The sequence below is a fragment of the Angustibacter sp. Root456 genome, assembly GCF_001426435.1.
Lineage (GTDB): Bacteria > Actinomycetota > Actinomycetes > Actinomycetales > Angustibacteraceae > Angustibacter.
This window is the reverse complement of sequence record NZ_LMER01000001.1, coordinates 400,153-411,910: the sequence shown is the minus strand read 5'-3', so window position 1 is coordinate 411,910 and position 11,758 is coordinate 400,153. Positions and strand designations below refer to the sequence as shown.

The 11,758-nt window shown below is 69.6% G+C and carries 10 protein-coding genes; all 10 read left to right on the top strand.

All coding sequences use genetic code 11. The annotated features are described in order from the left end of the window. Positions 1 to 112: 112 nt before the first annotated feature. Positions 113 to 961: a fumarylacetoacetate hydrolase family protein gene (locus ASD06_RS01960; protein ID WP_056672370.1), complete on the top strand. Its 849-nt coding sequence runs from the start codon at positions 113 to 115 to the stop codon at positions 959 to 961. A 97-nt stretch (positions 962 to 1,058) separates the two neighbouring features. Beyond that, positions 1,059 to 2,171, top strand: a complete 1,113-nt coding sequence (locus ASD06_RS01955; protein WP_235502195.1) for a sugar ABC transporter substrate-binding protein — start codon at positions 1,059 to 1,061, stop codon at positions 2,169 to 2,171. Positions 2,172 to 2,262: 91 nt separating this feature from the next. Continuing rightward, positions 2,263 to 3,042, top strand: coding sequence for an ATP-binding cassette domain-containing protein (locus ASD06_RS01950; protein ID WP_082537584.1), 780 nt, complete (start codon positions 2,263 to 2,265; stop codon positions 3,040 to 3,042). Positions 3,043 to 3,085: 43 nt separating this feature from the next. After that, complete coding sequence (locus ASD06_RS01945) at positions 3,086 to 4,339, top strand: sugar ABC transporter permease (protein ID WP_056672364.1); 1,254 nt, start codon at positions 3,086 to 3,088, stop codon at positions 4,337 to 4,339. Positions 4,340 to 4,343: 4 nt separating this feature from the next. Next, positions 4,344 to 5,132 carry an SDR family NAD(P)-dependent oxidoreductase gene (locus ASD06_RS01940; protein WP_056672362.1) on the top strand — a complete coding sequence of 263 codons (789 nt, stop codon included), beginning with the start codon at positions 4,344 to 4,346 and terminating at the stop codon, positions 5,130 to 5,132. Then, entirely contained in the window at positions 5,129 to 6,115 is a 987-nt protein-coding gene (locus ASD06_RS01935; protein WP_056672360.1) for a Gfo/Idh/MocA family oxidoreductase, read from the top strand. Before ASD06_RS01940 ends, ASD06_RS01935 begins: the two co-directional genes overlap by 4 nt. A 21-nt stretch (positions 6,116 to 6,136) precedes the next feature. Next, positions 6,137 to 6,874, top strand: a complete 738-nt coding sequence (locus ASD06_RS01930) for a sulfite exporter TauE/SafE family protein (RefSeq protein WP_082537639.1) — start codon at positions 6,137 to 6,139, stop codon at positions 6,872 to 6,874. Positions 6,875 to 7,051: 177 nt separating this feature from the next. Beyond that, positions 7,052 to 9,637, top strand: coding sequence for an ATP-binding cassette domain-containing protein (locus ASD06_RS18305; protein ID WP_157371432.1), 2,586 nt, complete (start codon positions 7,052 to 7,054; stop codon positions 9,635 to 9,637). Further along, a complete protein-coding gene (locus ASD06_RS01920) occupies positions 9,634 to 10,710 on the top strand; it encodes an ABC transporter permease (protein ID WP_056672356.1) in 1,077 nt (358 codons plus the stop codon). Before ASD06_RS18305 ends, ASD06_RS01920 begins: the two co-directional genes overlap by 4 nt. Then, on the top strand, positions 10,707 to 11,750 hold the full coding sequence (locus ASD06_RS01915) for a substrate-binding domain-containing protein (RefSeq protein WP_082537581.1): 1,044 nt from the start codon (positions 10,707 to 10,709) through the stop codon (positions 11,748 to 11,750). Before ASD06_RS01920 ends, ASD06_RS01915 begins: the two co-directional genes overlap by 4 nt. The last annotated feature ends 8 nt before the right edge of the window (positions 11,751 to 11,758 follow it).

Below are 11,758 nucleotides of genomic sequence, written 5' to 3'. Positions count from 1 at the left end.
CCAGGGGGTTGACGAGGGGGCGGTGAAGTGCTTAGTTACCCCTATTCAATATTACGAATATGCGGGTCAGCCTGAGGCTGGACTGTCCGCCAGGAAGAGGTGAGGGCCAGACATGAGGCTCATCGGTGTGGACGCTCCCCAAGGACCCATGATCGCGGTCGTGCGCGACGAGCTCGTGCAGCCACTGACGTCGGTCGAGTCCTTCTACGCGGACGTCGACGGCTGGCTGGCCAAGGCCGAGGCCCTGACGCCGGGTGGGACGTCGGTGTCGAGCGTCCGGCAGGTTCCGTTCGTCCCGGGCTCGGCCAAGGTGCTGTGCGTGGGGCTGAACTACCTCAACCACGCGAGCGAGGCGTCGATGGACCTGCCCGAGTACCCGACCGTCTTCGGGCGCTGGACGTCGACCCTCGTCGTCGACGGGGCTCCGATCCCCGTCCCCGACCACGAGGACGGCCTGGACTGGGAGGTCGAGCTGGCGGTCGTCGTCGGACGCCGTCTCACCGACGCGAGCGAGGAGCAGGCCCAGGCCGCGATCCTCGGGTACAGCGCCTTCAACGACGTGTCGGCCCGTCGGCGCCAGTTCGAGAGCGCACAGTGGACGCTCGGCAAGAACGCCGACTTCTCGGCGCCCATCGGGCCCGTCATGGTCACCGCCGACGAGTGGGACGGCACGCCCGACCTGGCGCTGGAGACCCGGGTGAACGGGGAGGTCATGCAGTCCTCGCGGACCTCTTCCATGATCTTCTCGCCCGCGGCCATCCTGTCCTACATCAGCAAGACCACGACGCTGGAGCCCGGAGACGTGATCGCCACCGGCACTCCAGAGGGAGTCGGCTTCGTCCGCACTCCCGCCCGGCTGCTCGTCGAGGGCGACCTCCTCGAGAGCAGCGTCGAGTCGATCGGGACCTTGCGTAACCCGATCGCGGGATCGGCCCAACGGCACCCCAACCAGCGGCCATGACCCCGCACCGCACGCGGCTACGGCACCTCCCCGCCCTGCCGTTCACACGGGAAGTATCAGCGGCGTTCGCGCCCGAGCACGAAGGAGCACCATCGTGATGCGTTTGTCAGGACGTCAGGCAGTGGGCGCGGTCGGGGTGGGGCTGGGTGCGCTGACCCTGGCGCTGAGCGGCTGTTCCTCCTCACCGGCACCCGCCGCGGCCCAGGACACCAAGGCTGGCGGCAAGACGACCGTCGCCCAGTTCCTCCCGCACACCCGAGCGGTCCGGTTCAAGACCATCGACGCGCCCGAGTTCGAGAAGGCGGTCAAGAAGGAGTGCCCGGACTGCGGGGTCATCCTGCAGAACGCCGAGGGCGACGCGGGCAACGAGCAGCGCCAGATGGACGCCGCCATCGGCCAGGGCGTCGACGCCATGGTCGTCGACCCGGTCGACGGCCAGGCGCTGGCGGGCGTGGTCAACAGCGCCCGGCAGAAGAAGATCCCCGTCATCTCCTACGACGCGCTGATCCAGCAGGTGCCGATCGACTACTACGTGTCGTTCGACAACGTCACGGTCGGCAAGCAGATCGCGACGTCCCTCGTCGAGCAGATGAAGGCGATCGGCACGACGGACAAGTGCCTCGTGGTCATCAAGGGTGACGCGAAGGACAACAACGCCTCCGTCTTCTGGTCGGGCTCAGAGCCCGTGATCAAGGCGGCCGGCCTGAACATCTGCTTCGAGACCAACACGCCGGACTGGTCGGACTCCAACGCTCAGCGCGAGATGGACCAGGCCATCACGAAGATCGGCAAGGACAAGATCGGCGGCGTCTACAGCATGAACGACTCGATGGCCGCCGGCATCGTCGCGTCGCTCAAGGGCGCCGGGGTCGATCTGTCGAAGGTGCCGGTCACCGGTCAGGACGGCGACACCGCCGCCATCCAGCGCATCCTCGTCGGAGAGCAGTACATGACGGTGTGGAAGAACACCTACTCGCTCGCGAGCGAGGCGGCCAAGGTGGCGCTGCAGCTGGCGAAGGGCGAGAAGCCGCAGGGTCAGACCACGGTCGACAACGGCTCTGGCACGAAGATCCCGGCGACGTTGCTGCCGCCGGAGGTCGTGACCAAGGCGAACATCGCTCAGACGGTCATCGCCAGTGGTTTCATCAAGGCGTCCGACCTCTGCGCCGGGCCGTACGCCAAGGCCTGCGCTGACGCAGGTATCAGCTAGCCGTCCTCAGCACGAAGAGTCCGGAGTGGCGGATGTGGGCTGCCAGCACGTGGGCCCGCATCCGCCGCCTGATGAGGAAGAAGCGTTCAGCATGGAGGCTCAACCTTCCGGCCAGGCGGTGCTCGAGCTGGTCGACATCCGCAAGTCGTACGGCGCAGTGCAGGCACTGCGAGGCGCGTCCCTGAAGCTGCGGGCGGGCGAGGTCCACGCGCTCGTCGGTGACAACGGCGCCGGCAAGTCCACGCTCATCAAGACGATCGCCGGCGTCCAGGCCTTCGACCAGGGGCAGATCCTCTGGAAGGGCGAGCCGGTCGCGCTCAACGGGCCTCGTGATGCCGCGAAGTTGGGCATCTCGGTGGTCTACCAGGACCTCGCGGTGTGCGGGAACCTCAGTGTCTCCGACAACGTGTTCCTCGGCGGGGAGTCCATGAGCAAGGGCCCGCTCGGGTCGCTGCTGCGCCGCATCGACCGCAGGGCGATGGAGCAGGAGACGCTCGGCCTCCTGAAGTCCCTGTCGGTGAACCTGCAGAAGGTCCGCAGCCCCGTCGAGGGCCTCTCCGGCGGTCAGCGCCAGTCGGTCGCCATCGCGCGGGCGCTCCTCGGCCGGCCGGAGGTCATGCTGCTCGACGAGCCGACCGCAGCGCTGTCAGTCGCCCAGACCGCGGAGGTCCTGAACCTCGTCCGGCGCCTTCGCGACCAGGGCCTCGCCGTCATCATCGTGAGCCACAACCTGGCCGACGTCTTCGCGGTCTCCGACGTCGTCACGGTGCTGCGCCTGGGCCAGATCGCCGGACGCTTCGAGGTCGCGAGCTCGTCCCAGCAGGAAGTCGTCGCCGCCATCACCGGCGCCGAGTGGGGAGTGGTGTCGTGAGCGCTCCCGGTCACGTCCATCTCATCAGCAAGGAGCCGGCCCGATGACCGTGCACACGCCGACCGCCAACCAGTCCGGTGGCCAGCCGACGCCGCAACCGCCTACGGCGGACCGGCGGCGCGCCCTCTCGACAGGCGCGCGCGCTCTGTTCTCGCGCCGGCCGAGCGGCATCAACCTCGCGCCCGTGATCCTGGGGCTCTTCGTCGTCTGCGTCGGGTTCCAGACGGCCAACTCCAACTTCCTGACGCCGTGGAACATCACCAACCTGTCGCTCCAGGTGGCGTCGGTGGGCGTCATCGCCGTCGGCGTCGTGGTGATCCTGCTGCTCGGCGAGATCGACCTGTCGGTCGCGGCCACCAGTGGCTTCTGCGGTGCCGTGCTCGGTGTGCTGAACGTCGAGCTCGGCTGGAACGCGTGGCTGTCGATCGTCGTCGCCGTCCTGGTGGGTGTGGGCATCGGCACCTTCCAGGGCGCGGTGGTGACGTTCTTCCGCGTGCCGGCCTTCGTCATCACCCTGGCCGGACTGATCGGCCTGCAGGGCTGCACGCTGGCGATCTTCGGCGACCGCACCGCGATCAACTTCGACTACGCCGGCCAGGTCGCCAAGCTGACCTCGACGTTCATGACGCCCGCCGCGGGCTGGGTCATCGCGATCGTCAGCGTCGCCCTCGTCTCCTACCTCACCCTCAACGAGCGCGCGAAGCTGAAGGCCGCCGGGCTCGAGCACGCCGAGCTGCGCACGCAGGTCGCCAAGCTCGTGGGCCTCGCCGTCGTCCTGCTCGGTGTGGTGGCGGTGTTCAACCGCGACCGCGGCGTGCCCGTCGCCGTGTTCGTCTTCGTGGTCATCGTCGTGGGGATGGACTACATCATCCGCCAGACGCGGTTCGGGGTGCGCCTGCTGGCGATCGGCGGCAACGCCGAGGCCGCTCGTCGGGCCGGCATCCCCGTGCAGCGGGTGCGCGTCACCGCGTTCGCCGTGGGCTCCGGGCTGGCCGCCTTCGGTGGTGTGCTCGCTGCCTCGCGGCTCATCGCCGCCACGACGCAGTCCGGCGCGGGCGACACCCTGATCAACGCCATCGCCGCCGCGGTCATCGGCGGGACGAGCCTGTTCGGTGGCCGCGGCTCGGTGTACTCCGCACTCGTCGGCATCCTGATCATCGGGTCGATCTCCAACGGCATGGACCTGCTGGCCCTGCCGTCGGCCGCGAAGTTCATCATCACCAGCCTGGTGCTGCTGATGGCCGTCATCGTCGATGCCATCGCAGCGCGCAGTGGCCGCTCACAGGTCAAGGAGTGACACCGTGAAGATCTCGCTGCCCGACGTCGTCGTCCTCACGGGCGCGTCGTCCGGGCTGGGCAAGCAGCTGGCGGAGATCCTCGTCGCCGAGGGGCCCGTCGTCATCGGTGTCGACGTCGTCCCGCCGCCGGACGCGCTGGCGGCTCACGACAGCTTCCGCAGCATCGCCGGCAGTGTCGACGATCCGGCGACCTGGCAGGCAGTGGCCGAGCTCGTCGAGACCCTCCCGGGCAGCGTCGGGCTGGCCTCGGTGGCGGCGACGCTGGTGCAGGGGACGGCCGCCGAGATCGCACCGGCCGACTGGCAGCGGGCCTTCTCCGTCAACGTCATCGCAGCGGGGCTGGCCATCAAGCACCTGCAGCCGGTCATGACCCAGCGCGGTGGTGGGCCGATGGTGTTCGTCGGCAGCGTCGACGCCACGTACGGCGAGGAGGGTCTCGTCGCATATTGCGCCTCGAAGGGCGCTCTGCGCCAGGTCGTGCGGGCCTCCGCCCTGGACTTCGGGCGGTCAGGGATCCGCTGCAACCTGGTCAGCCCCGGGCCGATGACGACCGAGATGTTCTACACCCACCTCAACAGCAGCCCGGACCCCGACCAGCTGCTGGCCACGCGCGAGGCGCGCCAACCGCTGGGGACCATCACCAGCCCGCTGGACGTCGCGAACGTCGTCGCGTTCTTCCTGAGTGACCAGGCGCGCGGCGTCAGCGGCGTCGACCTCATCGTCGACGGCGCGCTCACCGCCGGCTACGAGTTCCGCAACATCCCGATGAGCGCGGGAGCGACGGCGTCGTGAGGGCGCTCGTCATCGGCAGCGGCCGGATGGCCGGGATCCGAGCGTCGGCGCTGCGGGAGCTCGACGACGTCGAGCTGCTCTTCGCCACGCGCGACCTCACCCGGGCGCAGGCCCTCGCTGAGCAGTACGACGGCTCGGCCACCACCGTGGAGGCCGGCGTCCAGGACTCTCCCGACCTGGTGTTCGTGACCAGCGCCACCGCGCACCACCGGGCCGACCTCGAGCTGGCCCTCACGGCCGGCGTGCCCATCCTGGTCGAGAAGCCGCTCGCAGCGAGCATCAGCGACAGCGAGGCGTTGTCCGCCAAGGCGTCCGAGCTCGGCGTCCCGGTGATCGCAGGGTTCCAGCGTCGCTTCGACCGCGGCTTTCGCCGGCTCAAGGACGCGATCGACTCGGGGGAGGCGGGGCGGCTCTACGTGATGCGCTCGGCGTCGATGGACCACACGCCGGGGCGGCCGGAGTTCATCGCCGCCAGCGCCGGCATCTTCCACGACCTGTTCGTCCACGACATCGAGACGGCCATGTGGCTGACCGGCCAACGCGTCGTCTCCGTGTACGCGGTGGGCGACAGCCGGGTGTCGCCCGCCTACGCCGAGCACGGCGACGCCGACGTCGCGACGATCATCGCGCATCTGGACGACGGCCTCACCGTCACGATGCACGGTGTGCGGCACGAACCGCTGGGCCAGGACGTCCGGTGGGAGGTCTACGGGTCGGGCTCGGCGCTGTCGGCGGGGTTGAGTCAGCGCACGCCGGTGCTCGCCGTCGAGGAGCCGGGGCTCACGAACGTCGGTGCGCCGCTGACGTTCCAGGAGCGGTTCGCCGACGCGTTCGTGGAGGAGACGCGGTCGTTCGTCCGGTCGTGCGCCACCGGGACCGAGTTCCTCGGCTGCACCGCAGCCGAGGCGGTGCTGGTGTCGCGGGTGGCGGACGCGTGCACCCGGAGCAGCGCGGCCGGTCACGCCGTCGTCGTCGAGTACTGACGTCGCGGCTGCGCGGTGACCATGGCCGGTCTCAGCCCCCAGGGCTGGGCCCTGCTGGCGGTCGGTGCGTCGTTCCTCGGCTTCTCCAAGACGGCGGTCAACGGGCTGTCCATGGTGAGCGTGGCGCTGTTCGCCGCCGTCCTCCCCGTGCGCCTGTCGACCGGGACGTTGCTGCTGCTGATCTTGGTAGGCGACGTCTACTCGGTGCGCGCGTACCAGCGGCATGCCGACTGGCGGGTGCTGCGGGGCCTCACGCCGTCGGTGGGGGTGGGGATCCTCGCCGGCACGTGGTTCGTGAGCGCTGTCGACGACACGGACCTGCGGCGCACGATCGGCGCCGTGATGCTGACCCTGGCCGTGGTGCAGACCGTGGCGCGGATGGCGCCGCGCTGGCGAGGGTCAGGGTCGGACCGGTACCAGACGCCGGTGCTGGGCGGCCTGTCCGGATTCACCAGCATGGTGGCGAACGCCGGGGGCGCCTTCATGAGCATCTACCTGCTGCGCGCCGGTGTCGGCGTCATGAGCTTCATCGGTACGGCGGCGTGGTTCTTCTTCGTCGTCAACCTCGTGAAGCTGCCGTTGTCGATCATGCTCGGACTCGTGACGGTGCAGTCCCTCTACGTGCTGGTCGCGCTCGCCCCGCTGGTGCTCGCTGGAGGGTGGCTGGGGCGCAAGATCGCTCCGCGGCTGTCGCCGCGGGTGTTCGAGGTGCTGGTGATGGTGTTCACCGTCCTGGGTGCGCTGAACCTCCTGCGGTGAGGCGGGGCCGAATGCATTGTGCTGCAACTGGTGTAGCGCGTGTGAAGCGTCGTCCGCCCGTCGCGGGTGATAGTGCTTTCCGTGGGTGCAGCATGATGCCGACGGCCGGAAATATCTGGCGCGGTTGGGCGCGCATACGATTGCGCATACGAATGCGCGTGGTGTAGAAACGCCTCTGTGACTCAGACCACACGCTCGTCACAGACCGCCGGCACCCGCGCTGACGCGCCCGCTGTGGAGTTCGCGTCGGTGCGCAAGACCTTCGGCGCGACGGTGGCCTGCGAGGACGTGTCGTTCGGCGTCCGATCCGGCGAGATCGTGGCGCTGATCGGCGAGAACGGTGCCGGCAAGAGCACCTGCGTGAAGATGCTCGCCGGCGTCCACCGCCCCGATGGCGGCACCATCCGCGTCGGCGGTGTCGACGTCGTCCTCGGCGACGCGCGGGTCGCCCGCGCCGCCGGCATCGCCGTCGTCAACCAGCACCCCGAGCTGTTCGCCGAGCTCTCCGTCGCCGAGAACGTCTTCGCGGGCTACGCGCTGCAGAAGTCCGGGATCGTGCAGCGGGCCGAGATGGAGCGGCGTGCCCACGCTCTGCTCACCGAGCTCGGGCTCGACGTCGACACCTCGCGTCCGCTGGCGCAGCTGCGCGTCTCGGAACGGCAGCTGGTCGAGATCGCGCGGGCGCTCGCCGGAGACGCCTCGGTGCTCGTGCTCGACGAGCCCACGGCGGCGCTCACGACCACCGAGGCGATGCACCTGTTCACCGTCGTGCGCAGGCTGCGCGACCGCGGGGTCGCCGTGCTGTTCGTCGGCCACCGCCTGGAGGAGATCCTCGCGCTGTCCGACCGCGTCGTCGTCCTGCGCGATGGTGAGGTGGTCGGCGTCCGCACCACGGCCGGCACCGACGAGGACGAGCTCGTGCGGCTGATGGTCGGACGCTCCCTGGCCGACATCTACTCGCGCCAGCCCACCGAGCTGGGTGGCGTCGTGCTGCAGCTGGAGGGGCTGGGGCGTCGCGGTGTGTTCGAGGACATCTCGATCTCCGTGCGCGCCGGCGAGGTCGTCGGACTGGCCGGCCTGGTCGGCAGCGGCCGCTCGGAGGTCGCGCGCGCTGTCTTCGGGGTGGAGCCGGCCGACGCGGGGCAGATCAGGATCGACGGCGAGCCGTACCGGGGGCGGACCCCGGCCGACGCCATGGCCGCGGGCGTCGCCTACGTGTCGGAGGACCGCCGCGGGCAGAGCCTGGTCGAGGAGTTCTCGATCCTCGACAACGCGGTGCTGCCCGTGGTCGACCGTGCCACGACGGCTGGGCTCGTGGACGACGACAAGACCGTCCGCCTGGTGGCGGACCCGTTGCAGCGCATGCGGCTTCGCTTCGAGAGCGTCACCCAGCCGGCCAGCTCCCTGTCGGGCGGCAACCAGCAGAAGGTCGTGCTCGCCAAGTGGCTGGCCACCAACCCACGCCTGCTGATCCTCGACGAGCCGACCCAGGGTGTCGACATCGGCGCGAAGGCGGAGGTACACCGGATCATCGACGAGCTGGCGCAGTCGGGCCTGGCCATCGTCGTGATCTCGTCCGACATGCCGGAGCTGATCGGCAGCTGCGACCGCATCTACGTGATGAACCGCGGGCGCATCGCGGCCGAGTTCACCGGCGACGAGATCGACCCGATCGCCATCGGCCGCGCGGCCACCACCTCCGTCGAGCCGACGACGGCGGGGGAGGAGCCTCCCGCCGTGGAGCCTGGTGACGCACTCTCTGGGGGGCGCCCCAGCTCGGTCGTGACCGCCGTGCGGGCGCGGCTGGCTGGGCGTCCGGAGCTCGCTCTGGCGGCGGCGCTGCTGCTGCTTATCGTGCCGCTGAGTGCGTTGAACCCGAACTTCTACTCGGTGAACAACCTCCAGGACGTCGCCGACTACTCCTCGATCGTCGGGCTGGTCTGTCTGGGGGAGATGCTCGTCATCCTCACCCGCAACATCGACCTGTCCGTGGCGAGCACCGTCGGGCTGAGCGCGTACGTCGCCGCCGTCCTCATGCGTGACGTCAGCGGGACGCCGGTCGTCGTCGCGGTGCTCGTCGGCCTCGCCGTCGGAGCGCTGTGCGGTGCGTTGAACGGGCTGCTGGTGGGCTACGGCCGCATCCCCTCCATCGTGGTCACGCTCGGCACTTTGGCCATGTACCGCGGGCTGCTCAGCCAGATCTCCTCGGGCGACCGGGTCAAGCCGGGCGACGTCCCCGGGGCGTGGCTCGACTGGAGCAAGGCCTCGCTGGGGCCGGTGAGCACCGTCAACGTCGTCGCCGTCGTGTTGTTCCTCGCTGCGGGATTTGCGTTGTCTCGCACGACCTTCGGCCGTTCGGTGTACCTCGCCGGCTCCAATCCCGCGGGTGCCGAGCTGCTCGGGGTGCGCACCGGGCGCCGAGTGCTCGCGGCGTTCACGCTCTCCGGTTTGCTGGCGGGGCTCGCCGGCGCGACCTGGGCGTCCTACTACCCGTACGTCGACGGGCAGGTGGCCATCGGGCTGGAACAGGCCGTGATCGCTGCCGTGGTGGTCGGAGGGGTGGCGCTTCGCGGAGGTCACGGGTCGGTGGGCGGCGTGGCCGTCGGAGTCGTCGGCCTGCTGGCGCTGCGCAAGGTGCTCATCGTCTCCGGTGTGCCCGACCAGTACCTCCAGGCCGTCTACGGCGCCAGCATCATCGCCGCCGTCACCGTCGACGTCCTGCTCAACCGCCGCCGCCTCGCCCGAACGCAGAGGATCCGATGAGCACCCTCGACCGCACTGAGCTGTCCGACGTCCGCTGGCGCCCGCGCGCCCCCTGGCGCGCCCGGCTGACCGGCGTCCTCGTCGGGTGGGAGGGGATCCTCGCCCTCATCGCCCTGGCGCTCATCGTGACGGCGGTGGCGACGACCGCCGGCTTCGCTGACAGCTACAACCTGGAGTCGTCGCTGTCGCGCATGAGCGCCCGGGCGATCATGGTGCTGCCGCTGGTGCCGCTCATCATCGCTCGCGAGATCGACATCTCGGTCGCCTCGATCGCCGGCCTGAGCGGCATCGTGATGGCTTTGGTCACCGGCGCCGGGGCGCCGTGGTGGGTCGCAGTGCTCGCCGCGGTGCTGGTGGGCGCCGGCTGCGGTGCGGTGAACGCCTTCTTCGTGAGCGTGGGGCTGCCGTCGCTGATCGTCACGCTCGGCACCCTCGCCGTGTTCCGCGGCCTCTGCTACGTCCTGGTGGGTGGGACGCCGGTCAACACCGTGCCGGACGTCGTCCTGCAGCTCAGCTACACCGACGTGCCCGGGACGTTCGTGCCGTGGACCTTCGTGCCGTTCCTCGCGCTGCTCCCGGTCTTCTGGATCGCGTTGCACCGCACCGCTTGGGGACGGCGCGTGTACGCGATCGGCGGCAACCCGGAGGCCGCGCGGTACGCCGGGGTGCGCAACCGGCGGCTCATCGCGCGGATGTTCGTGGTGTCGGGCGCTGTGGCCGCACTGGCCGGCGTCGTGCACACCGGGCTGAACTCCTCGGCGTCGCCTGACGCGATGCTCGGCTTCGAGCTGGATGTCGTCACGGTCGTGTTCCTCGGCGGCGTGAGCTTCCTGGGCGGTCAGGGCCGGATGAGCGGCGTGCTCTGGGCCCTGGTGGCGGTCGTCGTCCTGCGCAGCATGCTCCAGCTGCTCAACGTGGGCGCCTACTCCCAGTCCGCGGTCGTCGGCTTCCTCCTGATCCTCTCGCTCCTGGCGGCCAACCTGGTCGACCAGGCGCGCGATTGGGCCGCCACCCGGCGGCGCAGACAACGCCATCCCAGCAGCACCTCGACGAAGGAGAGCGCGCACCTATGAGAAAGAGCACCCCACTCACCGGCCTGACGGCATTCATCATCTTGGCGGGGGCCCTGGCAGGTTGCGGCTCGTCGAAGGGCGACACCGCCGCTGCGGCGTCCAGTGACTGCAAGAAGGGCGACATCACCATCGGGATCATCCCGAAGCTGGGTGACGACCCGTACATGACGACGGTCCGCGACGGGATGACCGCCGAGTCGAAGGCGTCGGGAGCCAACGACACCATCATCTACACCTCGCCCAGCGAGGCCACCGGTTCAGCGCAGATCCCGTTCGTGCAGCAGCTGATCTCCAAGAAGGTCGACGTCATCGCGATCTCCGGCAGCGACCTCAAGGGAGCGGCTGCCGAGCTGAAGAAGGCGCGGGCCCGCGGCATCAAGGTGCTGTCGTTCGACTCCGACGTCGACCCCTCCGCCCGCGCGATCTTCGTCAACCAGGCCAAGATCTCCGAGCTGGGCACCAAGATGCTCGACAGCATGTACGACCTGCTGGGCGGCAAGGGCGACTTCGCGGTGCTGTCGTCGACGCAGACGGCCGTCAACCAGAACGCCTGGATCGCCGACATGAAGAAGCGGCTGGCCTCGGACCCCAAGTTCAAGGACATGAAGCTGGTGGCCGTCGCCTACGGTGAGGAGAAGGCCGACGTCAGCGCGAACCGGGCCAAGGAGCTCGTGACGACCTACCCCAACCTCAAGGGCATCATCATCCCGGCCGGCATCTCGCTGCCGGCGGCGGCCACGGCGCTCGCCGACCGCGGCGACCTCGGCCGGGTCAAGCTCACGGGCCTCGCACCAGCCACGCTCATCGGTAAGTACATTCAGACCGGGGACGTACAGGACATCTGGTGGAACGTGACCGACCTGGGGAGGCTGTCGTACCACGTGGCCAAGGGGCTGGCCTCGTGCGACCTCACCGGCAAGAAGGGCGAGACGTTCACGGCGGGAGACCTGGGGAAGTTCACGGTCGGCGAGCAGGGTGAGGTCATCCTCGGCCCGGCGAAGGTCGTCACCCCCGCCAACCTCAACGAGTTCAAGTTCTGAGAACCGGT